This is a genomic window from Streptomyces sp. SID13726 (genome assembly GCF_010548375.1).
In the GTDB taxonomy this organism is placed as follows: domain Bacteria; phylum Actinomycetota; class Actinomycetes; order Streptomycetales; family Streptomycetaceae; genus Streptomyces.
The window spans coordinates 195294-220411 of the sequence record NZ_JAAGLY010000008.1 but is presented as its reverse complement, the minus strand read 5'-3'; the positions used below and the strand labels follow the sequence as shown (position 1 = coordinate 220411).

The 25118-nt window shown below is 70.1% G+C and carries 27 protein-coding genes; 6 read left to right on the top strand and 21 right to left on the bottom strand.

Annotation, left to right across the window (positions count from 1 at the left end):
* Positions 1-22 precede the first annotated feature (22 nt).
* Positions 23-1969 (top strand): pentapeptide repeat-containing protein, encoded by a 1947-nt coding sequence (locus tag G3I78_RS23110; protein WP_164427591.1) that lies wholly within the window; start codon positions 23-25, stop codon positions 1967-1969.
* 73 nt (positions 1970-2042) lie between these two features.
* On the opposite strand, the gene G3I78_RS23105 is transcribed toward G3I78_RS23110, so the two are convergent.
* The 7 genes from G3I78_RS23105 to G3I78_RS23075 all read right to left on the bottom strand — a co-directional run bounded on the left by G3I78_RS23105 (position 2043) and on the right by G3I78_RS23075 (position 10835).
* Positions 2043-3302: a PIN domain-containing protein gene (locus tag G3I78_RS23105; protein WP_164427590.1), complete on the bottom strand. Its 1260-nt coding sequence runs from the start codon at positions 3300-3302 to the stop codon at positions 2043-2045.
* A 120-nt stretch (positions 3303-3422) separates the two neighbouring features.
* The gene (locus tag G3I78_RS23100; RefSeq protein WP_164427589.1) at positions 3423-3701 is read right to left on the bottom strand and encodes a hypothetical protein; all 279 of its coding nucleotides are present in this window, start codon (positions 3699-3701) and stop codon (positions 3423-3425) included.
* 165 nt (positions 3702-3866) lie between these two features.
* Complete coding sequence (locus G3I78_RS23095; protein WP_164427588.1) at positions 3867-4487, bottom strand: hypothetical protein; 621 nt, start codon at positions 4485-4487, stop codon at positions 3867-3869.
* Positions 4488-4833: 346 nt separating this feature from the next.
* Positions 4834-5193, bottom strand: a complete 360-nt coding sequence (locus G3I78_RS51255) for a hypothetical protein (RefSeq protein WP_203615374.1) — start codon at positions 5191-5193, stop codon at positions 4834-4836.
* A 315-nt stretch (positions 5194-5508) separates the two neighbouring features.
* Entirely contained in the window at positions 5509-8655 is a 3147-nt protein-coding gene (locus G3I78_RS23085) for an error-prone DNA polymerase (protein WP_164427587.1), read from the bottom strand.
* Positions 8648-10168 carry a DNA polymerase Y family protein gene (locus G3I78_RS23080; RefSeq protein WP_343243824.1) on the bottom strand — a complete coding sequence of 507 codons (1521 nt, stop codon included), beginning with the start codon at positions 10166-10168 and terminating at the stop codon, positions 8648-8650. The genes G3I78_RS23085 and G3I78_RS23080 overlap by 8 nt, the downstream gene beginning before the upstream one ends.
* Positions 10169-10175: 7 nt before the next feature.
* Complete coding sequence (locus G3I78_RS23075; RefSeq protein ID WP_164427586.1) at positions 10176-10835, bottom strand: hypothetical protein; 660 nt, start codon at positions 10833-10835, stop codon at positions 10176-10178.
* Positions 10836-11078: 243 nt separating this feature from the next.
* Between G3I78_RS23075 and G3I78_RS23070 the strand changes: the two genes are divergently transcribed.
* Positions 11079-11825 carry a hypothetical protein gene (locus tag G3I78_RS23070; protein WP_164427585.1) on the top strand — a complete coding sequence of 249 codons (747 nt, stop codon included), beginning with the start codon at positions 11079-11081 and terminating at the stop codon, positions 11823-11825.
* A gap of 70 nt (positions 11826-11895) precedes the next feature.
* Here the strand turns inward: G3I78_RS23070 and G3I78_RS23065 are convergent, their stop codons facing one another.
* Entirely contained in the window at positions 11896-12903 is a 1008-nt protein-coding gene (locus G3I78_RS23065; protein ID WP_164427584.1) for a PIN domain-containing protein, read from the bottom strand.
* Between the two features lie 354 nt (positions 12904-13257).
* On the opposite strand from G3I78_RS23065, the gene G3I78_RS51250 reads away from it, so the two are divergent.
* The 3 genes from G3I78_RS51250 to G3I78_RS23050 all read left to right on the top strand — a co-directional run bounded on the left by G3I78_RS51250 (position 13258) and on the right by G3I78_RS23050 (position 14774).
* Positions 13258-13623, top strand: coding sequence for a DUF317 domain-containing protein (locus tag G3I78_RS51250; protein ID WP_239157972.1), 366 nt, complete (start codon positions 13258-13260; stop codon positions 13621-13623).
* 104 nt (positions 13624-13727) lie between these two features.
* The gene (locus tag G3I78_RS23055) at positions 13728-14009 is read left to right on the top strand and encodes a hypothetical protein (RefSeq protein WP_203615411.1); all 282 of its coding nucleotides are present in this window, start codon (positions 13728-13730) and stop codon (positions 14007-14009) included.
* Between the two features lie 78 nt (positions 14010-14087).
* A complete protein-coding gene (locus G3I78_RS23050; RefSeq protein ID WP_164427889.1) occupies positions 14088-14774 on the top strand; it encodes a DUF317 domain-containing protein in 687 nt (228 codons plus the stop codon).
* A 100-nt stretch (positions 14775-14874) separates the two neighbouring features.
* Here G3I78_RS23050 and G3I78_RS52870 read toward each other — a convergent pair whose 3' ends face one another.
* Positions 14875-15006, bottom strand: a complete 132-nt coding sequence (locus G3I78_RS52870) for a hypothetical protein (RefSeq protein WP_275424841.1) — start codon at positions 15004-15006, stop codon at positions 14875-14877.
* Positions 15007-15252: 246 nt separating this feature from the next.
* Between G3I78_RS52870 and G3I78_RS23045 the strand changes: the two genes are divergently transcribed.
* Positions 15253-15717 carry a hypothetical protein gene (locus tag G3I78_RS23045; RefSeq protein ID WP_164427578.1) on the top strand — a complete coding sequence of 155 codons (465 nt, stop codon included), beginning with the start codon at positions 15253-15255 and terminating at the stop codon, positions 15715-15717.
* 176 nt (positions 15718-15893) lie between these two features.
* Here G3I78_RS23045 and G3I78_RS23040 read toward each other — a convergent pair whose 3' ends face one another.
* The 12 genes from G3I78_RS23040 to G3I78_RS22985 form a co-directional block, all read right to left on the bottom strand.
* Positions 15894-16313, bottom strand: a complete 420-nt coding sequence (locus tag G3I78_RS23040; RefSeq protein WP_343243823.1) for an NUDIX domain-containing protein — start codon at positions 16311-16313, stop codon at positions 15894-15896.
* 173 nt (positions 16314-16486) lie between these two features.
* Positions 16487-17176 carry a hypothetical protein gene (locus tag G3I78_RS23035; RefSeq protein ID WP_164427574.1) on the bottom strand — a complete coding sequence of 230 codons (690 nt, stop codon included), beginning with the start codon at positions 17174-17176 and terminating at the stop codon, positions 16487-16489.
* 96 nt (positions 17177-17272) lie between these two features.
* Positions 17273-17698, bottom strand: a complete 426-nt coding sequence (locus tag G3I78_RS23030) for a hypothetical protein (RefSeq protein WP_164427572.1) — start codon at positions 17696-17698, stop codon at positions 17273-17275.
* 82 nt (positions 17699-17780) lie between these two features.
* Entirely contained in the window at positions 17781-19505 is a 1725-nt protein-coding gene (locus G3I78_RS23025) for a relaxase/mobilization nuclease domain-containing protein (protein ID WP_164427570.1), read from the bottom strand.
* A gap of 12 nt (positions 19506-19517) precedes the next feature.
* Positions 19518-20051 (bottom strand): plasmid mobilization relaxosome protein MobC, encoded by a 534-nt coding sequence (gene mobC / locus G3I78_RS23020; protein ID WP_239157971.1) that lies wholly within the window; start codon positions 20049-20051, stop codon positions 19518-19520.
* A gap of 95 nt (positions 20052-20146) precedes the next feature.
* Positions 20147-20383 carry a hypothetical protein gene (locus G3I78_RS23015; protein ID WP_164427568.1) on the bottom strand — a complete coding sequence of 79 codons (237 nt, stop codon included), beginning with the start codon at positions 20381-20383 and terminating at the stop codon, positions 20147-20149.
* 94 nt (positions 20384-20477) lie between these two features.
* A complete protein-coding gene (locus tag G3I78_RS23010; protein WP_164427566.1) occupies positions 20478-20669 on the bottom strand; it encodes a hypothetical protein in 192 nt (63 codons plus the stop codon).
* Positions 20666-22354, bottom strand: coding sequence for a hypothetical protein (locus tag G3I78_RS23005; RefSeq protein ID WP_239157970.1), 1689 nt, complete (start codon positions 22352-22354; stop codon positions 20666-20668). Before G3I78_RS23005 ends, G3I78_RS23010 begins: the two co-directional genes overlap by 4 nt.
* 14 nt (positions 22355-22368) lie before the next feature.
* Entirely contained in the window at positions 22369-23022 is a 654-nt protein-coding gene (locus G3I78_RS23000) for a WhiB family transcriptional regulator (protein ID WP_164427562.1), read from the bottom strand.
* Positions 23023-23165: 143 nt separating this feature from the next.
* Positions 23166-23858: a hypothetical protein gene (locus G3I78_RS22995; RefSeq protein WP_164427560.1), complete on the bottom strand. Its 693-nt coding sequence runs from the start codon at positions 23856-23858 to the stop codon at positions 23166-23168.
* A 5-nt stretch (positions 23859-23863) separates the two neighbouring features.
* Positions 23864-24766: a helix-turn-helix domain-containing protein gene (locus G3I78_RS22990; protein WP_164427558.1), complete on the bottom strand. Its 903-nt coding sequence runs from the start codon at positions 24764-24766 to the stop codon at positions 23864-23866.
* Positions 24763-24918, bottom strand: coding sequence for a hypothetical protein (locus tag G3I78_RS22985; RefSeq protein WP_164427557.1), 156 nt, complete (start codon positions 24916-24918; stop codon positions 24763-24765). Before G3I78_RS22985 ends, G3I78_RS22990 begins: the two co-directional genes overlap by 4 nt.
* Between the last annotated feature and the right edge of the window lie 200 nt (positions 24919-25118).

Sequence of the window (25118 nt, the reverse complement as noted above, 5' to 3'; positions counted from 1 at the left end):
GGTCGAGCCGTACGACCGCTGCTTGGCGCACCTGCCCGACGCGGACCGCTCGGCCTACCTGGCCGGCCTTCAGCCCGGCGTGGATCTTGACCACCGCGGCACCCGTTTTACGGCAGAGCTGCTGAGCGCACTCCTCGCCGCTGTCACCGCACCCGCCACAGGACGACCGGCGGTTGGGCAGGCGCAGTTCAGCGAGGCTCAGTTCGACGGCGACGCCGACTTCAGCCGGGCGAAGATCAGCGGCGATGCCTTGTTCACCGGGACGGAGTTCGGCGGCGCCGTGGTGTTCACCGGGGCCGAGATCGAAGGCGCCGCCGAGTTCGGCACGGCGAAGATCAAGGACAGGGCCCTGTTCCAGAGAGTGAGGATCAGGGGTGACGCCTCTTTCCAAGGAGCGGCTTTCGACGGCGACCTGACGTTCCAGAAGGCCAAGATCGGTGGTGCTGCGTACTTCACCAGCGCAGAGATCACGGGTGAAGCCTGGTTCGCCGAGGCGGAGATCCGGGGTGACTGCCAGTTCGACCTTGTGAAGATCCGGGAGGGCGCATATTTCGGTACGGCCGAGTTCTACGGTGACGTGCACTTCGATCAGGCACAGATCGAGAAGGGCGACGTCTCATTCGCCGGAGCGACCGTTCATCGCGCCGGCGTCGCATTCCGCGATACACGAATCGGCGGAGACGTCCTGTTTGACGATGTGACGATCAACGAGGGAGCCGTCTTCGACGGGGCGAAGATCAGCGGCCAGGTCCGCTTCGAGAGCGCCGACGTGGGTGGCGGTGCCTTCTTCGACGATACCGAGATCGGTGGTGACGTCTGGTTCCGCGGGGCTCAGTTCGGCACCGACATCACTTTCCGCAAGACCGTGTTCGAACGTGCCATGAATGTGGGACCGCTGACTTGTGCGGGGACACTGGATCTCTCGGAGGCGGTGTTCAACAACGCCGTGATCATCGAGGCGTCGGCCAGTGCGGTGTGCTGCCGGCGGACACGGTGGATGTCGTCGGCGACGCTGCGGCTGAGGTACGCGTCGGTGGATCTGAGCGACGCGGTGGTGGAGTACCCGTTGACCGTCGCCGCCTTGCCCCGGCCCTTCGCTCTCGGGCGCAGGGAGATGGCCGAACCCGGTCTCGCTGACTCCCGTGTGCAGGTGGTTTCGCTGCGGGGAGTGGACGCGGCGCATCTCGTACTGAACGGCGTGGATCTTTCAGCCTGCTTGTTCGCCGGGGCGGTCCATCTTGACCAGGTGCGGCTGGAAGGGCGATACCGCCTGGACAGGGTCCCGCCGGGACTGCGGTGGCGGGGTGTGAGGCCGGTGCGGTGGACGCCCCGCCGAGTCCTGGCCGAAGAGCACCACTGGCGGGCCAGCCGCACCCGGGACGCCAGCGGGTGGACGCCCGCCCCTGCTCAGGTGGATGTGCTGGAGCCGGCCGAGCTGGCACCGGTGTACCGGGCGCTGCGCAAGTCGCTCGAAGACAACAAACACGAGCCCGGTGCCGCCGACTTCTACTACGGCGAGATGGAGATGCGCCGCCACGCCGACGACATCCCCCGCGGCGAGCGGAGTCTGTTGACCGCCTACTGGGCACTGTCCGGCTACGGCATGCGCGCTTCCCGAGCCTTCGGCTGGCTGCTGGGGGCCATGGCCACGACCGTGCTCGTCATGATGCTGTGGGGACTGCCCCGACAGGACCCGACGACCGAGAGTACCGGCACCCTCACCGGCCACACGATCACGATGACCACCGACATCCCCGACCCGGTCAACCCGGAGGGACCGTACGCAGCGCGTCTGTCGGGCCAGCGGTTCGACAAGTCTCTGCAGGTGGTCGTCAATTCGGTGATCTTCCGATCCGCAGGTCAGGACCTGACAACCGTCGGCGCCTATACCGAAATGGGCTCTCGCCTGGCGGAACCAGTGCTCCTCGGTCTCGGCCTGCTGGCCATCCGGGGCCGCATCAAGCGGTAGCAGAGCAACACGCCGTCATCACCGGGCGGACACGCAGCCCGCACGGGCCCGCTCTGGGGTGACGGCCGCCGTCTCAGCCGGCGTGTGTCTCGCCCATCCGGACATCGGGGACCAGGGTCGGAAGATCCTTCCAGTTGATGGCCAGGACCGCGGCTGCGACGAGCTTCATCCACAGCTTCGATTCCGGGTTGGTCATGGTGTCGGCAAGACCTTCCGCCCGGCGCCTGTTGAGGTCGGCCGCGAGTGGAGTGCCGGGGTCGACGTACCCCCAGAGGAAGTTGTCGCTGATCTCGCCGAATTCGGTCTCGGACAGAGGCTGGAGCAGGGAACTGCGCAGCACGGTCATGCGCGGGTCGTCGCTGTTCGGGGCGAACAGGAGCCGGGTCTCCCACGCACAGGCGGCCTTGGCGACCCGGTCCTCCAAGAATGCGAGGCCGCCGATGAGCCATCGTACGGTCGCGACACACCACACCTGCTCGCCGACGCGGTAGGACTGCGCCGCGGTGATCTCGCCGATCTGAGCGGATACCTCAGGCACGGCCCACCGAAGTGCCACCGCCTGCTCCACCGTCGTGAGGGAACTGCCCGTCGTGCACCGGAAGCCGGGCAGTTTGAGCGCTTCCACGACGTCGATGTCCATGCTGGCGGCCCCGCCGAGCCGGCCCGCCGCCTCCTTGATGGTCTGGATGGCCTGCGGGGAGCTGAGCTGCTGCCGGATGACCTCCGGGTCGGTCTCGGCCGGTTCGGTGAACCGGCCGATGACCTCACTCAGCCCAGTGAGGTGGACGAACCTGTCCCCGAGGTCGGCGATGTCCTCGGCCATGGCGCCCGTGTAGCTGGTGCCGTCACCGAAGTCGCGGGTGTTCTCGCTGACGAAGTAGACCGTCTCGTCCTCGTGGGCCTGCGCGTACTCGATGGCGGACAGCCAGATCGCGGCGTCCCGGGCCCCGGTCTTCTTCCCGTCGTCTCGGCACGGGGGGAGGGCGTTGGCCTCCCGGAACGCTGCCTGACGCAGCGCCTCACCGCTCGTGGGGACGACATCGACCACACGCGACCACTGCGTACGCCAGTGCTCCCGTACGCGCTCCAGGTCCATCTCCGGCAGCCGTACGGGCAGGCCCCACGGCGTCACGGCGGCGAGGGACTGGAGTGCCTGAGCTGCGGCCTCGTGCTGCTTACGGTACTTGACCGCGTACTGCGCGGACAGCTCTTCCATGACCATCCAGGGCACGGAGACGCCCTCCACGCCTGCGGTACGGATGGCTCGCAGAACCTCCGCACTGCTGCTTTCGAGTCCGCAGCTGCGAAGGATGCACGTATCCAGAACGATCACTGCCTGTCCTCCCGCCTTGAAACGAATCCGATCAAGGGTGGCAGGAGGCGAGCTGCCTGTGCACCGGATATCCCGGAAGGCGGCCCCCAACGGGGACCGCCTTAGTCGTGTACGGCCGCGTCAGTCGGCCTGCCGCCTGCCCTCGGGATCGTGCTCGTTGCGCAGGCGCCAGTACCGGGCCCCCCGCTCCCAGACGACCGTGCCCTCACTGATCTTGCGGAAGATCTTGAGGACCTTCTTATCGATCGCCGGGTTGCCGTTCTCGTTCTCGTACGTCAACTCCGGCCAGTGTTCGGCGATATGGTCGGCCGCGTCCGACTGGAACAGCTCGTGCTCCGGGCTGTCCGTGATCTGCGCGAGCATCCAACGTGCGACCGCCTGCGCGTCCTGTTCACTCATACGGAGGACAATAGTCCTCATCCCTGGACCACCCTGGTCACCACCAACTTCTCTCCTCAAATCGGATAGAGCGCTTTACCGTCCCGGAATCCGCGCATCAGCACGACCCGGGCGAGTACGGTGATCACCAGCCCGGATGTCGCATCCCCCGTCGACATCCGGGTCTTACTGTGTGCGGCGGCGCAGCAGCCGATTCCATAGCAACGGCGAGGGCTGGAGCGCGGTCCGGGCGGCCTGCCCGAAGTCGGTCATTGCGCGCTCGAAGCGGGCGGAGTCGTCGATTGCCCCGGCTGCGGCCATGACCTCGTCGACGGCCTGGACTAGGCGCTCGTCTTGGTGGCGCATCAAGGGAGTCGCCGCTGTGCCGAGTTGGACCATGGGGGCCTGCAGAGCGGCCAGGGCAATCTTGCGGGCGTGGTTCTCGCGGCTGATGAGCTGTGCGGCATCACGCATGCCTGCCGCGTAGCGCAACTTCTCAGGAACCCCCTGCGTCCCCGCGGTGGCCCACCCGCCGACTGCCCCGAGAACGACGACACCGATCGCCCGCCACCTCTCCTTGCGCCCCTCCCAGACGGTCTCGCTTATATAGGTGGAGGCTCGGACGGCGGCTGCCGCGGTGATGAAGGCGTCCACCTGGGCCTGGAGAGTGGCGAGTTCGGCGGCGCGGTCCTGCCGGTCGCGGGAGCGGTTGGTCAGCGAGTTCGTCAGGAAGGCGATCAGGAAGGCCGCGAGGACCTGCAGGATCGTGTCGCCGTGGCGCGTGATGGTGTCGATGGCGTTGTGCACGCGTGCAGTGTCAGGCACGGGGCGGGCGTAGGGGACCTCGTGGCGGTTTTACACCAAAACGAAGACCGTTTCGCGAACGATCAGTTGTCGGCGACCGCGCGGGGGCGACTGTAAAGTGCGCGCCGACGAGCGCGTCCTCAAGCGCATCGGCGTCCACCCGTTCCCGTACGAGGGTGCAGCTACTCGGTCGGCGTCGAGCCCGACGTTCCGGCACGGAGCCCGCTCAACTGCTGTTGGGACTCACCGGCAGGTGTTGCTGACCTTCATCGACATACTCAGGACGTACCTCAGCATCCCACTGGACAGATGCCTAGTTCGAAGCCGCAGGCCATGGCGAAGGCGGTGGCTACGCGGCCTCCGATTTGTACCGCCAGACGGCGTGCTCCAGTCCACCTTTGTCGTGTCCGAGAAGTGCGGCGGTTTCCTCGTACACGGCACGGAGCTGTTCGTAGTGGAGGTCCGGCACACCGGCGTCCGCGGCGAAGGCGCGCAGGTGGACGTCGACGGCGACGTGCGAACGGCCGACTAGGTTGCCGATGTAGTCGATGCTCTTCGGCCCCACCCCCTTCACCGTGCGCAGGGCGGTGCGATTGGCCTGGTGGTCGAGCCATGTGTGGAGATCGTCATGGGTGTCGACCCCGTTGGCAGCCAGGAGGTCGGTGATGGCGTGGGCCGTCGCGGCCTTCTGGGGGTGGTTGAACTTCATGGCGACGGCAAGGTCGTTCGTGTCGAGCCGGTTCCGGAAGCCGTGGACCGTTTTCGCATCCGGCCAGTTCAATTGCAGCCGGAGAAGCCGCGGTCGGAGGGTCGTCTCGTAGTTGCACCGGGGCTGGAAGCTGACGTCGCAGATGACAGCGCCCATGTGGGTCTAGCCGCCGGGCCGGGGAGACGGACCACCGCCGAGCAGGCGCTGAACGTGGTCGGCGAGCCCCTGGACGTGGCTGGGGACGGTCATAGCCCCATGATGAGGCCCTGGTCTGACGATCCAGGGCGGGTTGAGCCCTTGCTTCTCCGTGGATCGTCACCGGAATCGCCCGGGTTGATGGGCGCGTGGGTGGCTGGCCAGGGCGTGCGCGCGGTGCACGATCATGTTGACCGAGCCGCGCTCGCGCTCGATGTGCCCCTCCAGCACAACTGCGGGGGCGCCGAGAACGACCTCGCGGGTGCGGTCCCAGACGGGGGGCGAGAAAATCAGGTTGATCATCCCGGTCTCGTCCTCCAGGGCGCCGAACGCCACCCCTTTGGCCGTCGGGGGCCGTTGGATGTACTTGGCCAGTCCGCCGACCTGGACCCGAGTCTGGTCGGCCAGGTCACGGGCTGCGCGTGTGGGCAGGGCGCCGCGTGAGGCCAGCCGGGTGCGCAGGTGCTGTATCGGGTGGGCGGTAGCACTGGCGCCGGAAGCGTCGAGGTCGGCGGCGGTGGTCTCGGCCGCGGTCATGGCCGGAAGCTCCGGTGCGGGTGCCAGGTCACCCAGTCCGGGAAGGACGTCTTGGATCTCGCCGGTGTAGGTGCCGGCGGACCACAGCGCGGTGCGCCGGTCCGCGCCGAACCCGTCGAAGGCCCCGGCGGTGGCCAGCTGTTCCATCAGCTTCGCCGACAGCCGTGTGCGGCGGGCGACGTCGGCCACCGAGCGGAAGGCCGCGGTGGCGCGCGCGGTCAGGATCCGCTCGGCGATCAGCTCGCTGATCCCGGTCACCGAGGTCAGTCCTCGGCGGATCGCCGGCCGCCGCATCGGCTGACCGGTGTGAGGTTCGAGCGTGGCGTGCACGCCGGAGCACTGGACGTCGACGCTGCGGACCTCGATACAATTCAGCTTGGCGTCCTGGATGAGGGTCTGGGAGTCGTAGAAACCCATCGGGAGATGCGCCATAATCCCCGCCAGCATGGCATGCGGATAATGATGCTTGACCCAGGCGCTGGCATAGATAATGCCCGCCATCGATTGAGCGTGAGATTGCGGAAATCCATAATCCGAAAACGCCTCTATCATACCGACGATGCGCTCGGAGGCGGCGCGACCGATGCCCTTGCCGGCCATGCCGGTAAGTAGCCGTCCGCGCAACTGCGCCACCCTTTCTGGGGAGTTCTTGGCGGCCATCGCCTTACGGAGGCGGTCTGCCTCGCCGGGGGTGAAACCTGCGCATTCGATAGCCAGGGCCATGGCCTGCTCTTGCCACAAAGGCACCCCGAGCGTTTTGGACAGCGCCGGCTCGGCGAGCGGATGTGGATAAGTCACCGGCTCCAGGCCGGCACGCCGCCGCAAATAAGGGTGCTTTGATCCCGCCTGAATGGGACCCGGCCTGATGATCGAGGCGGCCACCGCGAGGTCATCGAAACAGTGCGGCTGCAGTTGCGGCAGAGTCGAGACCTGCGCCCTCGACTCTGCCTGGAAGACACCGATCGTCCGGCCTGCGGCGATCATGGCATACACGTCCGGGTCGTCCTGCGGGATCGAGGCCATATTCACGCTGATTCCGTGGTGTTCGGCGATCAGGTCGCACGCGGTGTGCAATGCGGCCAACATGCCCAACCCTAGGATGTCGATTTTCAGAAGTCGGGCGGCGGCCACATCGTCTTTGTCGCCTTGCAGCACTGAGCGACCCTCTCGTGTGGCCCATTCGACCGGCATGATTTCCCCGATCGGCTGACGGGTCAGCACCATCCCTCCCACGTGGATGCCCAAATGCCGCGGCAGTGTGTGCAGTTGCTCGGCGAGGGATCGCACATCGTCGGGGATGTCGGCCTCGGGGCCCGGGGGATCGTGGTGAATGTGGCGGGTCATCTCGCTGATCCGTGCCATCGGGTAGCCGAGCGCACGGGCTGAATCGCGCACACTCAGCCGGGGCTGGTAGGTGATGAGGTTCGCCACCTGGGCGCAATGGGACCTGCCGTATTTGGTGTAGAGGTACTGGATGACCTCCTCTCTGCGGTCGTTCTCGAAATCGATGTCGATGTCGGGGTCGGTCTTTTCTGCGTGCAGGAATCGTTCGAAGAGCAAGCCGTGTTTGAGTGCGTCGACGGACGTGATGCCCAGGGCGTAGCAGACCACCGAGGACGCGGCGCTGCCGCGGCCCTGGCACCAGATCCCCTGCTCGGCCGCGTACCGGGTGATGTCCCAGCAGATCAAGAAATAGCCTGGCATGCCCATGTCTGAGATGACGGACAGCTCGTAGTTCAGCTGTTTCCACGCCGCCGCGGCAGAAGGGTCGGTGCGCGGACCGTAGCGGCGGGCGCAGCCGGCCTCGGCGAGCTGACGCAGGTAGCTGTCGGGCGTGTGGCCGGCGGGCACGTCGAAGTTGGGCAACTGCGGGCGCAGTTTGTTCAGGTCGATGACGCTGCTGCGGGCGAGGTCGAGGGCGGAGGCGACGGCCTGCGGGTAGCGGGCCATCAGGATGCGCATCTCCTCGGCGCTGCGCAGGTGCGCCGTCGGGGCCGGCGGCAGTTCCCCGATGGCGGTGTCGAGGTTCTCGCGGCGGTGCAACGCGGTCAGCGCCGCGGTCAGGCGCGCGGAACGCGGGGTGGCGTAGCGGACCGCGTTGGTGGCCACCGCCGGCAGTCGCCACCGCTCCGCCGCCGCGTGCAGGGCGGCGTTGCGCGGGCCGTCCTCCGGCAGGCGGTGGTCGACGAGTTCGGCGTGCAGATGGGTGCGACCGAAGAGCTCGGTCAGCCGGTCCATCCGCGTGTGGAGGGCGTGGGTGTCGTACGCCGCTGTACCGACCGCGGGACAGCCAGTGAGGATCGCCCACTCGCCCTCGTGCGCGGCAGCCGAGAGCGCGTCGACGTCGTAGACCGGGGCGTTCTTGGCGCCGGCCAACTGCCCGGCACTGATCGCCGCGGACAGACGGGTGAAGCCCAGCAGGCTGCGGGCGAGAACCACGATCGACCCCAGGCCCTGGTCGAGGGTGAGTTCGGCGCCGTAGACGGTGCCGACGCCGTGCTCACCGGCGGCCTCCGCCAGGCGCCTCGCGCCGTAGAGGCCATTGGTGTCGGTGATCGCGATGGCCTCGGTGCCGAGGCGGCCGGCCTCGGCGACCAGCGCCTCCACGTGGTCGGCGCCAAAGAGAAACGAGGTGGCGGAGTGCACGTGCAGCTCCGCCCAGCCGCCGCCGACCGGTGGGGTGGTGCGGGGAGGGGGGAAGCGGAGCACTCTCCCGTGGCGGTCAGCCATAGAGGGCCTCGACCGCCCACCGGCCATCCCGGATGTGCAGGAGCCAGGCGCGGCCGTCCGCGCACACGACCTGCAGCCGAGCCAGGCGGCGGGCCCGGGCGGGGATCCACCAGTCCTCCAGCACCGGCCACGGTCCACTCCACCCGGTCACCGCGACCGGCCCGGCGCCGTCGACGGAGAGCGCGGCCGGGGGTCGGGAGAGCAGCGCGCGTCCGCTCACCGAGACCGGGCTGCCGTCCGCCGCGAGCAGATCGGCGGGGCGCGGGGTGGGATAGACGACCGCCGGATGCGGGGCCGGCAGCCGCCCCGGCCACGTCCCCTCCACCCACGGGCGCGAGCGCGCGTCGCCGTACGGGATGGCCACGACCCGCTCGCCCGGGCCACGGCCCCCGGCGAGTTCCTGGCGCACCACCGCGCGGTGCCCGAGCATCGCCTGCAACTGCCCCGCCGTGTGCTCCAGCTCCTGCGGCGCGATCCGCGGCCCGAACAGCAGCGGCTGCCGGCCGGTCGCTGCCGACAGTCCCTCCGGAACCAGCCGCAGGGCGGTGATCCCCGCCGCGGCAGTGTCGAGCTGCCCGGTCTCGGCCCAGGCGGCGATCTGCCAGCGCACCCGCTCGGCCACCGCCAGCGCCGAGAGTCGGCCCTCGTGCCGCCACAGCCGCGACAGGCGCAGCCCGTTCGCGAGCGCCACCTCGACCTGCAGCCTCGCGGCCACTGCGCTGGCCCGCGCGAGGCCGGCGTGGAGCTGTTCGGCGAGCGCTTTGGCGATGAACGCGACCGGCTCAAGGTTGTCCTCGGCCGGCTCGAACGCCCGCGTCACGCTGTAGTCCGGCTCCGCCCCGGACACGTTGAGCGGCCGGGCCTCCAACCCCTGGGCGGTGCGCTGGGCCGCGGCGGCATCCTGCCCGAACCGAGCCAGCACCCGCTCGCCGTGCAGCGCCGCGAATGCCCCCAGCGTGGTGATGCCCAGCCGGGGCAGCAGCTGGGACAGCCGCGGTCGGCCCAGTACCCCCACCGGATAAGGGGCCAGAAAGGCCGCGGTGCGTCCGACCGGCACCAACTGGCCGGCCTGAGGGGCGCGGACCGCCAGGGCGGCGGCGAACACGCTGTCGGCCGCCCCGGTACGCGCTTCGATCCCGGCCTCCGTCAGCACGGTGGTGATCTGCTCGGCCAGGGCGCTCTCGCCGCCGAAGTACCGGGCGGGCCCGCGGGCAGGCAGGGCGACCAGGCCCGGCCGCAGGACCTCCATGTGCGGGGCGATACGTTTCTCCAACAGCCGCAGCACCGGCTCGAACCCGCGCACCTCCCCTTCTGGATCACGGTCGAGGAGTTTCAACTGGGGGCAGCGTCCGGATGCCTGGCGTACCCGCATCCCACGCTTCACGCCCCGTCGGCGAGCCTCCTTCGAACAGGCCATCACCCGCTCCCGCGTGATGATCGCCACGGGCTCGTCGTGATCCGCACCCGCGGCCACCACGGGCCAGTCCATCGCCCAGATCACCAGTGCACGCACGTCCGGTTCACCCCGCGGTGACGGGACGCAGCGGTACGACATCCGCGCCGGCGACGGCGGCGGGTTCGGTGATCAGCTGTACGGAGCCGTCCGGCCCGGGCAGCCACACCTCGGCATGCCGCGGCTGCGTCGCTGCACCCCGGCCGGCAACCGTCAGATGGGCGCGGCGGCCGGTGAGGAGGCCGTATCCGTCCCCGAGTCCGTCCCAGCGGGCCTTGATCACCTGCAGCCGCAGTTGCGCCTCCGGCCAGTCCTGCCAGGTCAGCAGCGTCGTGCCGGATCGCCGCAGGCGGGCTGCGATCCGGCGGCTGGTACGCCAGGCCACCTGTCCCACGGGGCCGAGCAGGACCACCGGCGCCGCCTCGCACACCGTCGCTAGCACCTCGGGCCACCGCCGTCCCGGCTCGGGCACGGCCAGCCCGCACGCCAGCTCCAGACCGGCATCCGCCGCCGCGAGCCCGCCGAGCTGCGGCAGACCGACCGCTGCCCAGGCGCCGCCGTCGGCGGCGGCCTCGGCAGCCAGCGCGATCAGCAGAGGCAGATCGCCTCCAGCGCTCACCACCGCGCCGCGGGGCAGCTTCCCGCCCGGGAGCAGGCTGGAGAGCGTGTCGGAGACGGCCCCCGGCGCCTCCGGGGTCCCTCGCTCACCAGCAGAAACGACGTGCATGAACACATGTTCGATTCTCTGTGCGGGAAATGCAAGCGGGCGAAGGCCACGCCACTCGCACGAGCCTCGCGACTGACTGCGGTTGACGACCTGGCGAAAGGAGCGGCGGTTGTGAACGGCCGGGCTGCGTACGCCCGTTCGCCTCGCGCCGTCTGAGGCCGCCTGGCGCATGCCCGCCGGCGGCGGCTCCTGCGGTCTCGCCGAGGGACAGGCGTGCCGCACGGGCCTCGCTACGCTGCCGCAGTGATCGAGTCCTCCTCGCTGCCCGGCGATCCCACCGAGCTCCACCTACGGATCTCCTTCGACGACGAACTGTGGGATACCCCGCAGGCCGACACGCTGGAGCGGTGGGACGTCGCCGTCCTGCACCGCCGACGTACACATGACGGAGCTCAAGGTGCGGCGGCGGGCAGCGCCTGCCCCACCACGGACTGCTCGTCGTGCACGTCGGAGGATGTCGCCGTCGGGGAGATGACCTTCTACCGGGTGCACCTCGACCGCGGTCGGAATGCCTACTGGGCCATGGAAGAGGAGTCCGAGGATCTGTATGAGACCGCTCAGGTCCTCCTCGATCCCGAGACAGGCTCGTTCACGAGCGAGGTCAGCGAGCGGCTGGAGTACGTCGGTTCCGCCCTGCTCGTCATGAACCGGGTGACCCTTGAGCCACAATGGCGCGGCCACGGCCTGGCCCCCGTACTCGCCATTGAGGCGATCCACCGGCTCATGGCTGGCTGCCGGGCGGTCGCGTGCTCACCCGGCGTTACCGACCTCAGCCATCACCGCTTGATGGATCGGTCCGAGTGGGATCGAGTGAGCGCCAAGATCACCCGAGGGTGGGAGCGAATCGGGTTTCGCCTGTACCGCGACAACGTCTATGTCCTCTCGCCCAGCTCGCAGGACCTGGAGGAGCAGCGAGGCGTACTGCGAGCGCGGCTCGCGGAACTCGGAGCCTCATGGAGGAGCGAGACAACCCCCGCGTCACAGGAGTGATGACCTGGCGCAAGGTTGAGCGTTTCTCAACAGAGGTTGAGTGAGGGCACGGTCCAGGTGAGCTCTCCGGCTACCGGCTGCCGAGGCGGCCGACCTGCCAGTGCCCGCGTCCCGTGACGTCCACGAACATCGCGTGGGCGGTCAGCACCGCCCGGACAGCCGCCATCCGCTCGGTGTGCCCGGCACCGGGGACGGCCTCTCCCAGTCGCTCCACGATCGCCGTACGGGTCAAAGGTTCCGGCGACCTGACCAATGTCCGTGCGACCCGATGCAGCAGCGTGTCGCCGGGCGTCCCCAGCTCCGCCTGGCGCCACCGGTCTTCACCGCGGGTGTGCCGCTCGGCGTGGGCGGCCATCCGCGTCGAGGCGTGCTCCAGCATCACCGGCCACACCGGCTGCCGCTGCGGGCGGACTCGTGGGTGCTTCTGCTGCCGCCAGTACAACGCCCCGCCCACCGCCCCGGCCACCACCATCGCGGCTGCTAGACGCTTCGGGCTGCTCTGCCGGATTACCCCTTTCACCAGGTGCTCCGTGATATTCAGTAAGACGCTGGCCTGTCGTTCCAGGTCGATCATCTTGCCCTCCGTCACACCCACGTCGCCCAGGGCCGAACGCAGCTCCCGCCACTCCTTGACCGCGAGCCCACTGTCGACCAGGTCCGCATCGGTCCCGATGATGACCACCGGGGCGATCACCCCGGCCAACAGCAGCATCGGCACATCGGAGGCATCCCGTCCGGCGAGAACCTGAGCCTGCGGGGTCATCGGCAGCCCGGCGGTGTCCACGACGTACAGGACGGGCGCGTATCGGGACTGCCACAGCGCCAGTGCCCGCCCCAGGTCGAACCGCCCGCCCTCCTGGTGCCGGTCGGCCAGCACCCGCGGCACTTCCTCCCACACGTGAACAGGGATCAGACACCGCACCGTCCCCGCCCGAGCCCCGGCGACGAACGACGACGGGTCCCGCCGACGGGTGGCCGCGATGATGTCCGTGGTCAGCACGGAAGTATCCAGCAGCGCGCGACGCAGCGGCCCGCGCTTGCACAGGGTGCGTCGTATGGACGGCGTCAGCTCGTTCATCCGCGCATCGTAGTGCGGGCGTTGACCCCGCCGGTGCGGAATTCCGGCGCCTTGCGCGGGCTGTGTCGACCCCTTCTGAGAGCGCCGAGCCCTACCTCCAAAACCGGTTCCGGCGCTCCCTGGACCCCCGCGCACGCTCTGTGGGCAACGGAACCGCCGTCTGACGTTGGCGGCGTACTCCGCTCACCCTGCACGGCTGGTTCGATGTCAAACGACTTGATTGGTTGGCAAAGGACAGCAGTTCGCCTGTGGCAGACAGGGAAATGGCCGAAAGGACTGGTGGACGTCGCGACACCATGTCAACCTAAACGACCTTCCCGTAAAACCCCAGGTCAGAGAGGTTATGCTGTGGCGTTGGATACGACGCAACCCGGATTAGCCACAACGGTCGCGGCCCTGCGGCCCCGTTCCTGGAAGCTCGGTGCCGGTCAGCCGATGCAGGCGCTCGACCAGTTCTCGGCGGCCGACTTCACTCACATCGTGGACGACCGGGCGGATGTCCACGTCAGCTCGCGGAACGGCCGGTTCTACCTTGGCTACTTCCCCAACGGCCGGCCCGGCGGCGCCGACGAGGACTGGGTGACCGGCGAAGGTTGGGTGATTGCCGTCACCGGCACGGCGAGTGTCCCCGGGTACCGGATGTCCTTTGGTACGGAGACTCCGGCGGAGATCATCGCTGGAGTCGTGGCCCAGATCCTGGCCACCTCCCAGCCCTTGTGATTGCCGCGTCCCCCGCCCCTCGTAAACGCCGCGTGCCCTGCCTCTGCTCTCGCGGCCCCGTCCGCTACTGCATGGAGAACCCCTTGGACCCGCACTCCCGCGAGATGACCGTCGGTGACCTGCTCGACCTGCTGTCTGCCTGCGACCGCACCACCCCCGTCCGCCTCGCTATCAACCCCTTCTTCCCGATGGCCCACCGCCTGGGCGGGGTACAGGCGGCGGTGGACGAGCACGGCCGACCGACGGTTTACATCGTCGAGTCGGAGGAGGCCGAGCAGTTCGGCCCCCTGCCGCCCGCCGTGGCTGTCGCTCTGACCTGGCAGCCGCCGACCGAAGGCCCCTCGCGCCGGCGCCGTGGCGCGACCGGGCCGCACACCGGCCAGTGATCCACTCGCGAACCAACGGAGGCGCCCCTGCACCCGCACCACCCCATCGATCCTTCCCGACCTCACTTGCCGGACCCGGTGTACTGGGTCACCCCACGCCACCTGGCCGGCGATGACGACGTCCTCGCCGAGCGGATCGGCGACACCCTCAGCGGGCTCGGCTGGCGCATGTGGCCGACCTCCCGCAACACCCTGCTCTATGTGAGCCCGGACGGTCTGCGCGGCGCCGAATGGATCCTCGCCGCCTACCCGTTCGAGTTGGGCGGGCTCCCGGTGGCCTGGCAGCTGTCGGTCCGCCCGCACACCGCCTCGGCGATGACCGAGTGGAACGCGTACTTCACGGCAGGCGTCCCGCACGAGGCGCTCGCCGACCTCCTGTTCGCGCTCGATGCCCGTGAGGCCCCCGAGATCGGGTTCGAGAGCGCCGAGACGGTGCTCACCGCGCTGAGCGCGCACGGCTGGCTGCGTGATGTGGATCGCCCGCGTACGACCGCTACCGATCCCGGCTTCTCCGCCAGCATCTCGTTGGAGACGCTGCCGCCGCTCATCCATGACGCCGATCCCCGGGACGACCTCCTGGGATGGCAGGCATGGGCGGAACCCGTCCTGGGAGCGCCGTACCTGTGGTGTGCGAGCTTCAGCGCCAGCGTCCCCCACGACATGGTCGCGGCCTTCGCTGCCTCGCTCGCCTCCCCGGTCCCCGTTCCCCGGCGAACTCTGCCCGACGGTGCCCAGGAGCGGCTCATCGTCGTACGCCGCGACTGACGGCACGTCGCACTCTCTCCGTCCCAACCCTGGCCTTGGAGGTCTGCTTGCCCCTGCCCTTGATCCGGCTGTCCATCTCGCTCACCAACGGGACCGCGCACTATGGCGTGATGCTCGACACCGAGCCGTTGACGGTGTGCGCCACCCACTCGACGGACCCGGTGCCGGTCGGCGCGAACACGGCGCACTCCTTGTGCCAGAGCTGTACGCGCGCCTTTCTGATCCTGATCACGTTGCCGCATCCGAATGGCGAACCGGACTTCCTACCTGCCGTCGGGACGGGCAAAGGGGCCACGGCGCACCGGCCGATCCCGGGTCCCCTCATGGGCTACTGCGGCAAATCGCTCGATCCCCGCCCGACGTCCGCGCGGCGGAAGTGTGCGAACTGCACGGCGCTGGTCGCCGCTCTGACCCGCTTCGATCGTCTTGCGGGCGAGGTACGCGTGCCGCCGACGAGGTGTGCCCGCGCGAGGAGGACGTGCTGTGGGCGCCCAGCGGCAGGAGCAACCTCGTCACGGGACACCGACGCAACGCCGCCACCGGCACCGCCCTGTGCGGCACGCTGCTCTCCGCACCGAACCCCGATGTCACCGTGGAGTGCGCCCCCTGCCGGGGTGTCTGGAAGGCCGAGTGCGAGCGACGGGCGACGGCGCTTGCCCGGATGAGGGCGCGGGCCCGCTGGTGGCACCAGCGCCGGGAACTGGAGACCTTTCAGGGGCGTGCCGCCGACCTCAACGCCGGTGACGTATATACCGTGTCGGGCTGCCTGGACCGGCATCACGTGCTGACCGTGACCGACCCTGCTCGGGGCTATCGGTGGCTCACGGTCCTCGCTTACGTGCCGGCTGACGACGAGATCGTGGAGCTGGGCCTCCATCACGACCGCCTGCTCGCCATCGAGCGGCCTCACCTGCCGGAGGTGGGCATGCCCGCGTTGCCATGACCTCGTGCGCTGGCACGTGCGCCGGGGTGCTTAGAACGCGCCAGGCCATCCGCCGAGTTCGTCAGTGACCCACACCAGGGCCCGCCCTCACCGTTGCCACGGTGAGGGCGGGCCCGCTTCCGTTGCGTCAGGGCGTGTCCCCTGACGCCAGGTGTCCGGTCAGCGGGTGCTGCGGGTCAGGCGTACGGGGGCGGTCGGCGCTGTGCGAGCTGTTCGATGTAGTGCCGGACGTGGGGCGGCATCGGCTCAGGAAGCGCGTCGAGAGGGAACAGCCGCAGGTCTTGTCCCTCACCGAGGACAAGTTCGCCCTCGGTGTCATCCCAGGACACGGCGAACACATGAGGCGGCGTCTTGCCCATCTCGTAGGCAGTGACCAACACTTCCTCGATCGTCTCCGGAACGATGCCGGTCTCCTCCAGCAACTCCCGCAGGACCGTTTCGAGCGCGGTCTCGTCCGCCTCGGACCCGCCGCCGGGAAGCGACCAGTATCCCGGCCAGGCAATGCCGGCCTTGTTGTCCCGCAGCTGCAAGACGACCTCACAGCGCGGTGTGGTGACGAACGCGAACGACCCGCGGGTCTTCGTGGGACGCTTCACCACTGCGGCGGACCTCGTTTCGTATGGCGACGTGTGGATGGCTGATGGCGCAGGCTGGGATGCACTATGGCCGGCGCGGTGTGACGTGTCCGGCAACACGGTAGTGCCGGACGACGAAGGCCCGTCGTGCCCTGACCGGCAGGGGACGACGGGGCGTGCTGGAGTGGTGTGCGTCAGCGGACTTGCGCCGTGCGGACGGCGTCGGTGAGGTGGGTGTCGACGAGTGCCGGAGACCCGGAGACGATCACCAGGATGTTGCCGGTGCGGATGGCCGTCTGCTTGACGACGCTGCGCTGCTCGCCGGCGGCGTAGGTGAGCAGCTGGCTCCACTGCTCGTCGCCCAGCTTGGGGGCGCTCGTCTTCGTGGTGCCCATGTCGATGACGGTGCTGCCTGACACCATCTGGTAGGTGGGGCAGGAGAGCATCGCGTCGAGGACCGTCCCGATGCCCTTGGACAGCTTCGCTGCGGTGTCGCTGTAGAGCTCCTCGGACAGCTCGGAGCTGCTGCCGGCGTAGGTGAAGGACACCTTGGCCTTGCGGGGGAAGCTGAGGCTGCCGCCTGCGGCCGTGTCGCCGCCGAGCTTGGCCAGCGCCGGGCAGCCGATCACGGTGACGTCGTCGTGCCGGACGGCGGGCTGCGGCTTGAGGGTGTAACCCTCGCCCAGGTCGCTCTCGCTCAGCAGCCGCTCACTCAGCTCCGCTGAGGACAGCGGCGCGGACGCCTTCGCCACGGTGCCGCCCTGGTCCGCAGGCGTGGACGACGAGGTGGAGGCGGTGGCGGGCTCGGTGCTGCCGGAGCAGCCGGCCAGGGCAAGGACGGTGAGGGCGCTCAGGCCGAGGGCGGTCGTGATGGACAGGCGCATGCGGAAACCCCTACGTGATGCGGGACGGACGGTCTGACCGGGTCGGCTCTCCGGGCGCCGACGAACGCGGGGGCAGGGGAAGGGGTTTCGCGGGGTTCAGTGGCCGAGGTGGCGCAGTCCCTCTTCGAGGGTGGGATGGAAGTGGTCGACCGGACCGGAGTTGCGGTTGTACCAGGCGGTGTCCAGGCGTGGCTCCGGAGCCTCGTGGCCGGCCGGGCAGCGCAGCCACACCGAGTCGTCGCGCATGTTGAAGACGATCCAGTTCCGGTACGCCCCGCAGTGGCACTGGTGGACTTCCCCGTTGATGACGAGCGGGATGTCCCAGCGCATCATGAAGCCCGAGACGTCCTGGCGGGATGGAGCGCGGAAGTCCGGGGGCAGGAAGTCGGGCACCACCGTGGTCTCCGGCTCGGCCGGGTCGGGTGAGTCGGGCAGCGGCAGCTCCGTGTGCAGCGCCAGTAGCGCCTGGCCGGCACGCTGGGCTTCACGGAAGTCTCGCTGCGCACGAGTGCGTCGGAACATGTGGTCTCCATCTCTGTCGTCTCGCCTGCACGAGGAGAGTGCCGTAAGTCCCTGACCTGCTGCAACTCTAGAATTGTTGAATTCAGCGGGTCTTGCCGGAACGGTCCTTCCCCTTCGCCGTGCGCCGTGCGGTCCCGCGGGTCGTGGTGGGCGCCGCGGTGGTGTGCGGGGGCATGGCGGAGGCGTCGGCGGGCAGGTCGGCGATACGCCGCAGCCGCCATACGAGGACGTCGCTGATCGAGTCGGCGGTGTCCAGCTCCCGACGGGCGGCGGCCTCGGTCAGGAGCGCGGCCGGGTCGTGTCCGGCGTGCTCGGCGTCGGTGAGGGTGGCGGCCAGGGCGTACCAGCCGGGCTCGGCCAGGATCTGCTCGGCCAGTTCCGGTATCGCCTGGCGCAGGTGGGCGGCGTGCTTGCGCCGCAGGGGCTGGGACAGGCGTCGGCCGCGCCGGTGCAGGACGCCCAGATACCGGGGCGCGGCCAACCGGTAGGCGGTGCGCAGGTGTTCGGCGGTCTGGCGGGCGGCGGCGGCCTGCTGGGCGTGGTGCTTCTTGGCGTGCCAGTGGGCGGCGGCGGTGACCAGGAAGAACGCCATGTCGATCAGCATGGCGGTGGTGGCGCTGTCCTCTCCGCGGCCGAGTGCGGGGCCGCCGTGGACGAGGTCGCGGGCGGCGCGGCGCAGGGCGCGATGGTGGCCCCGCTCGGCCCGGATGTGGGAGCGGGTGGCCCGCTCGAACGCGAAGGCGGCCTCCGAGAGTTCACGGCGGGTGTGGGCGGCAGAGGTCTTGGCGAGCGCGTCGAGGACCTCGCCAGCGGCGGCGAGGTGCGCCGCGATCTGCCCGTCGTCGCCCTGGTCGAGGACGAGCACGGCCTGCCAGATGGCCGTCGTCGCCCGGCGCCGGGCGGCCGACGGACTTATGTGTGCCGTACCGGAGGTGCGGTCCGTGGCGGTGTCGCGGTCGCGTCCAGGGGCGTTGGCTGAGAACCGTTCGCGGATACGGGGCAGGGAGAGGTCGGGCGCGAGGGTGGAGCCGGAAAAGAAGACCGGCTCCTGGTCGGCGTTGCGGTCGTCGGGCAGCGCGACCGTGTAGCCGAGCAGGTCGCCGGAGGGTGCGGTGCGCCGGCGGATCAGCAGGCCGGCGGCGGCGAGGCGGTCGAAGAACTCCTGCTCGCTGTCCGCGCCGGCGACCGCGCGGCGCACGCTCTCGCGGAGTTCCTCGCGTGCGGTGCGCTGCCTGCCCTGGCGTTCGGCCTTGTGCCGCTCGGCGCTGGTGGGCCGTTTGGCGGCGGTGCCGTCGCCCTGGTTGAGGCGGCGCAGCCCCAACTCGGCTTCCAGGAGACGGGCTTCGGCTTGGACGCGAAGGGCGTCACCGTCGAGTTCGGGTTTGTAGCCGTCCTCGCGGACGAGGGTGGCGATGATGTGGATGTGATCGTCGGCGTGCCGGACGGCCGCCCAGCGGCAGCCTGCGCCGTCGTCGGGGTCGTCGATGCCGGCGGCGGCGACCATGCGCCGGGCGATGTCGCCCCATTCCTCGTCCGTCAGGATGAGGTCCTCGGCGGCGTTGCGTACGGACAGGTGCCAGACGTGCTTCTTCGGCCGCCGGCTCGGGGCGATGTTCTCGACGGGCTGGTCCAGCAGCCGCTGGAGCTGTACGAGCGTGGCCGCGTCGTCGCGGCCGGGATCAGGAGCGCCGTTGTCCCACGAGGCGACCAGGTGCGGGTCGGTGTGCTCCTCGTGGGTGCCGGGCCCGTACAGGTAGTACAGGAGGCCGATGGTGTGCTTGCCGCGTTTGTGGATCCTGGGGATCATGCCGGTCGGGTCTCAGTTCTGCCGCAGGAGCTGGTCGGTGGCGTCCTGGACGCGCTGGACGGCACGGTGGGTGGCGGCGATGACGGCGTCCATCTCGGCGGGCCACGCACCGGAGTTGACGGCTTTGGCGACCTGGTTGAGGTTGTTGCCGACCTGGTTGAGGTGGCGGCGGGCGGCGAACAGCTCCGAGACCGTCTCCCGGCGTCCGGCGATGGCGGCGGCGGTGTTGTCGAGGTCGTGGGCGGCGACGAGGCCGCTGCGGGCGAGGAACGCGGGCAGACTCGCTCGGGCCGCCGCGGCAGCTGCGGTGAGGACGGCTTTCTCACGGTCGTTGAGGCGGACGTAGGTCACGTGGACGCGCTTGTCGCTGCCGGATCTCGGCGAGCGCTTGCGTGCGGTCTTCTTCGGGGCGCGGCGTGTGCGGCGCGGGGAGGGCTTCTCCGGCTGCGATCTGCCCTCGGTCGCCGCCTGCCGGACCTGCGCCCCCCGGTGCTGGTCCGATCCCGACACCCCCGGGGCGGGCTGCGCCGAGGCCGTCTTCCCCAACGGGGAAGACGGTCTTGGCGGATAACTTGCTCGTGCTGAAGGGGAGTTGATATCCGGCTCACCGTGCGCGGCAGTGGCGGGTGGTATCGGGTTGGTCATCGGGTGCGGTTCCTCGTGGTGCGGATGCGGTGCTGGATGTCGGCGGCGAGATCGACCAGGGCGGTCGGGCCGTCGAGGAGTTGGACGGGGGAGTCGGCGCGGTGCTGGACGAGCCACTGACCGTTCGGTGCGAGCACGGCGGTGTGCAGGAGCTGGTGGCGCACGAGCACGTCCGCCCAGGCGGCGGCCTCGGCGGAGGATGGCGCGTGCGGACGCGGGTGGCGGGTAGGCATGACGGGTTCCTCCAGAGCGGGGGCGGTGGCCCGGAGAGGCCGGGCCACCGGAAGGATGGACGGAAACAGGCGCTTGACCTGCTGGTTTGGGAACTCAGCCGCACTCGGGGCAGCGATCGAGGTGCCGGTTCAAGGCCCGCGCCATGTTCCGCGTCAGGGAGACGGCTGTCCTGGCGCTGGTCTTCGCCGACGCGGTTCCCTGGTACCGCTCGGCATGACTGCGCTGGAGGCGGATGTCCTGCTCGAAGTCGGACTTGATGTGCGCGAAGCGCTGGCAGTGCTTCATCGAGCCGTACTCCGTGCCGCCGTGTCGCCCGTTTCATCGCGGAGCCGTTGCAGCACCAGCGTCAGACGCTCGTTCCGGACGCCCGGGATCTTCTGGTCGCGCAGGATTTCCCGGAGCTGAACCCGGGTCAGGGACTCGTTGCCGTCGCGCTCCAGCAGCGCGGCCACATGGGGACGGACCCGCTCGACCATCTCCTCGACGCTCAGCGTTGGCTGCTTCCGGGACCGAGCGGACTGACCGCCGCGCGGCCGGTTCGGGGACGCCTTCGCCTTCGGGGCCCGCCGTATGGGGACGGCGTGGGGACGGTCCCCGTGAGGCTCGGTCCCCGTTTCGGTGTCGGGGTGTTCGCGGTCCCCGTCGTCCGCGGGGACCGCGTGGGGACGGTCCCGGAGAGGCTCGGTCCCCGTTTCGGCATCTGGGTGTTCCCGGTTCCCGCCTCCAGTGGGGACGGGGACCGGGGACGGGTCTGCGCCTCCCTGAACAGCGGTTTCGTGCACTTGGTCGGCACTGCGGCTCGCGTCATCGGTGGGCTCTTCGGTCCCGGTGGGCGTGGTCTCCCGGTCCCCGACCGCCTCCTCGTGCTCCGTGTGCGGCAGACCCGAGCCGGACTCGGTGGCTCGGTCCCCGTTGCCCACCGAGCCTGATTGGGGACGGCCCCCGGCGGGCTCGTGCCCCGTCCCCGGCTCCGTACGGTCCCCTTCTGTCCAGTCCCCTCTCGATTCGGTACGTCGGGGAACGTCGCCGGGGACCGCGCTCACCCTCGTGCCCGCCTGCGTCCCGGTCGCCGACGACGTTGTGATGAACGTGGGGAGGGGGGACTGGTCCCCGCGATCGGCGTCCTGGTCGAGCACGGGCTGCATCCAGGGCGAAGCGAAGGCCACTCTGGCGAGTTCCGCGGCGTGCCGGCGCGCGGCCAACTGGTCGAGAAGCGCACGGCGCTGGACCGGGTCGGTGCCGACACCGGATCGCGTCAGCGTGGACTGGAGCCGACGTGTGATCCGACGGCCACGGCCGTTCTCACGTTCTGCTTCGGGCATCGAGGCCAGCCGGGAGGCGAGCGCCACGGCCCGCAGGGTCGCGCGGTCCTTCGTGATCTGCGCGGCATCGCGGTTGCGGGTGGCGATCCCCAGGCGGGAGAGGAGCCGCTCGCGCACTTCGCGTCCGAGCGTGGCCATGAGTCCTTGCGAGGCGGCGTCCGGCTTGTGCAGGCGCAGTTCGATGCCCATGGCCAGGTGCCAGAGCACGGCGGCCATGACCGGGCCGACGAAGGCCCGCACGGTGCCGCCCACGGTGCCCGACTCGGCGTAGGCGGGGATGACCTGTACCCCGGTGATCACCCAGACCAGGCCGCCCGGGAGGCCGGGTGCTCCCTGGGTCTTCAGGTTCTGCCGGGCCATCAGCGCGGTCGCGAACAGCGCCAGTTCGGCCGCGCTGAACATCATGGCCCGCTCCACCGTGCCGGCCATGTCGAGGTAGTTAGCGGCGAACCGCCAGCTGGTGTCGGCGCTGTAGGCGGTGCAGTTGAGCGCGGCGAGGGCCGCGACCCAGACTGCGGGGGCGGATGCGCGGGGGCCGCCTGCCCGGGTCCGGTTGCGCCGGATCGACCATCGGGTCAGCACCAGGGCGAGCGCGCCGACGGCCGTGACGAGGTGGACGGGCTCGATGCCGGAGGGAAGGAAGGGCATGGCGAGGGGGTGAGTCATGCTGCCTTTCGCAGAGCGGCGATCAGGGCGTGGGTCTGTGCCTGGCGTGGCACCTGCACCGGGGAGGTGGCGTCCTCGGTGTCCTCTTCCGAGGTGTCTTCGGCCTTGGCGTTCTCGTCGGCGGTGGCCTCTTCCGGTTCGGCCTGGCCCCAGTAGCGGTCGCGGTCGGCGACGGCGTGGGCGGCGTTACGCATCAGGTCGCGCGCCCAGTCGAGGTTGTCGAGCCGCAGGGCGTAGGCGAGGCGCTCGGGGCTCCAGCCGCGGACGTAGGCGTGGCGGGTGACGGCCTCGCGCTCGGCGTCGCTGAGGTGGACGTCGCGGCCTTCGAAGGCGGCCTTGACACGGGCGTAGTCCAGGCGCTTGTTGACCCGTGCGTGCCAGGGGCGGCGTTCGTCCTCGGTGAGCCCGCCCCACAGGCCCTGGCGGATCTCGTTGTCGAGTGCGTAGTCGAAGCACGCCTTCTTCACCGGGCAGCTGCCGCAGATCGCCTTGGCCGCGTCGATGGCCGCGCGGTCGCGGGCCGCGTGGAAGAACAGCTCGTCGATCTCCTTGGCCGGCAGGCCGTGGCACCGGCCGCGTTCCTGCCAGCTGTGGTCGGCGATGCCCCTCATCGTGGGGGTGGGGGTGTTGTTGGTGGTGATGTGGCGCAAGACAGTCTCCGGAAGTCGCCTTGAGGCGGGGCGCCAGGCACCGGTGGCGGGCGGGGCGCGTCGTGTCGGCGTCGAGGCGGGCTTGGGGCACGGGCTGGGGCCGTACCGCGGGCGGAACGTTTCTGCGGGAAGGGGGGCGGCGGTCAGGCGGCGGATGTCTGCCGGGCCTGCACCTCTTGGGCGCGATCGATGCGGCCGGGGTGGGCTGTGGCGCGCGGTACGCTGCCCCGGGCGGTTCCGTCGAGGGCGATGCGACGGCGGCGGCAGGGCTCGCCAACAGCGGCGTGACACCACTCGCACGGCACACCGAGGACATCGGGGCCTCCCGAGGCGACAGCGGCTTCGCGGGCGGCGCGGGCCGGGCGGTACGGCGCCAGCTCAGCACGCACGGCGGGCGGGATACAGGAGCCGACGGCGGCCAGCCGGTCCTTCAGCCCCGGCCGGTGCCGCCCCGCAGTGATTCCCCGGTGGGCCGACGGGGCGGCCTGCCCGGCAGCCACGGCGTCGCGCGCCGCGAGCAGCTCAGCCCTCCAGGCTTTCGGATTGTCCGGGTCGGCCACGGGGGTCGGGTCGGTGTGCCAGGACAGCCGGTCACGGCGGTGTCCCTGCCAGTCGCGGGCCACGTCGGCCGGCAGGATCGGGTACGGCGACTTCACGATGAGCTTGCGGACGGTCTCGCGGACATCCCAGCCCTGGCCGGTGGCGAGGGGGACGTCGTTGAGCAGCTCGTGCCACATGGCGAGCTGGTCGCGGGCCTCGCCCGCGTCGGTGCGGATGGTGCGCGGGTCCAGTCGGCCGACGTAGGTGAGTACGGCAGCAACTTCGCGGCGGTCCAAGGGAGTTACTCCGTTCCAGTCGGTTCGTCGAGCGCGGCCTTCAGGGCGGCCATGTGCAGGTCGGCTTTGGTCATGCCGGCCTGCGGCGCGGGAGTGCCGGGCAGGGCGTAGAGGTTCGGGCGCTGGGGGGTGGGGCTGTGCTCGCGGGCGATCCAGGACCGCCAGTCGGCAGCCCAGGTCGCGGCGGGGCGAGGACTCCAGGTGCCTCGGTGGTGGCGCCACTTCGCGTCGGCGGCCTGCAGGCCCTGCTCGCCGAGGCGTGCGAGATGTCCCTGCTGCTGGGCCCAGGACAGGCTGGCGTCGTCGACCTGCCAGTCCGTAGCGGAGGTGAGCCTGGCAGCACTACTGCTGCTGTCCTTACGGTTCACCTTCGGTTCACTACGGTTCTGGGGGTCAGGTTCAGACCCGGAGGGGGGTCGGATGCCGACCCGGGGAGGGGTCAGGTTCTGACGAGGGGGTGCAGAATCCGACCCGGTCAGATTCTGACGAGGGGGGTCGGAATCCGACCCGGCGCGGGGCCAGATTCCGTGCCTGCGCAGCCGCTCGACGTTCAGCGTGGGCACCGGATCGTCCTCGGCCGGGGGCTCGATATACGCGTCGGGATCGTCCTGGCGGGCCGCCGCGGTCTTGGCCAGCCATGCGGCGGCGCGCGGCAGCCGGTAGACCGTGCTGCGCTGCGGGCCGTTGAGGCCGTCGAGCACCTCCAGCTCGCCGATCGCGGCCAGCGCCGTGATGGCGCCGCGTACGGCGTTGCGGCTGGCGTTCGTACGCCGCATCAGCGAGGCGAGGGACGCCCAGGCGACGCACTGCTCGTCGGGGATCCGGTCGGCGATCGACAGCAGGACCAGGCGTGCGGTGCCACGGCTGGCGCTGTGCTCCCACGCCCATTCCCGGGTGTCCCGGCTCATCGGGCCACCACCCGGTCGAGGCAGGTGCAGAGGGCCGGCTCCAGCACGAGGATGTCGGGCGGCCGGTGCATGCTCAGGGAGTCGGGCGGTGAAGCGAGGACGGCTGCCGCGCGAGCCGGGAACACCGGCCCCTTGCGCAGGGCAGGCGGCATGTAAGACTCTCCTCCGTGGTGAAACCCGCGCCGGTGTGCCCCGTGGAAAGGGCCGGTGCGGTGAAGGTGGGTAAATCTCCGCCCTTGCCGGGGCAGGAGTACCAGCTGGCGTCCGGCGTCCGGGAGTTACAGCTCCTTGGGCGCCGTCGCTGTATCCGGGGCTATCTCACCCGGCTGGATCGCATAGGGCGCACGTGCCT

Coding starts and splice junctions, on each gene's coding strand:
- G3I78_RS23100 (WP_164427589.1), bottom strand. CDS start 3,701: ATGAGTGAACAGGACGCGCAGGCGGTCGCACGTTGGATGCTCGCGCAG.
- G3I78_RS51255 (WP_203615374.1), bottom strand. CDS start 5,193: ATGAAGTTCAACCACCCCCAGAAGGCCGCGACGGCCCACGCCATCACC.
- G3I78_RS23085 (WP_164427587.1), bottom strand. CDS start 8,655: ATGGCTGACCGCCACGGGAGAGTGCTCCGCTTCCCCCCTCCCCGCACC.
- G3I78_RS23075 (WP_164427586.1), bottom strand. CDS start 10,835: ATGCACGTCGTTTCTGCTGGTGAGCGAGGGACCCCGGAGGCGCCGGGG.
- G3I78_RS23065 (WP_164427584.1), bottom strand. CDS start 12,903: ATGAACGAGCTGACGCCGTCCATACGACGCACCCTGTGCAAGCGCGGG.
- G3I78_RS23055 (WP_203615411.1), top strand. CDS start 13,728: ATGACCGTCGGTGACCTGCTCGACCTGCTGTCTGCCTGCGACCGCACC.
- G3I78_RS23035 (WP_164427574.1), bottom strand. CDS start 17,176: ATGCGCCTGTCCATCACGACCGCCCTCGGCCTGAGCGCCCTCACCGTC.
- G3I78_RS23030 (WP_164427572.1), bottom strand. CDS start 17,698: ATGTTCCGACGCACTCGTGCGCAGCGAGACTTCCGTGAAGCCCAGCGT.
- G3I78_RS23025 (WP_164427570.1), bottom strand. CDS start 19,505: ATGATCCCCAGGATCCACAAACGCGGCAAGCACACCATCGGCCTCCTG.
- G3I78_RS23015 (WP_164427568.1), bottom strand. CDS start 20,383: ATGCCTACCCGCCACCCGCGTCCGCACGCGCCATCCTCCGCCGAGGCC.
- G3I78_RS23010 (WP_164427566.1), bottom strand. CDS start 20,669: ATGAAGCACTGCCAGCGCTTCGCGCACATCAAGTCCGACTTCGAGCAG.
- G3I78_RS23005 (WP_239157970.1), bottom strand. CDS start 22,354: ATGCCCTTCCTTCCCTCCGGCATCGAGCCCGTCCACCTCGTCACGGCC.
- G3I78_RS22990 (WP_164427558.1), bottom strand. CDS start 24,766: ATGAGCCGGGACACCCGGGAATGGGCGTGGGAGCACAGCGCCAGCCGT.
- G3I78_RS22985 (WP_164427557.1), bottom strand. CDS start 24,918: ATGCCGCCTGCCCTGCGCAAGGGGCCGGTGTTCCCGGCTCGCGCGGCA.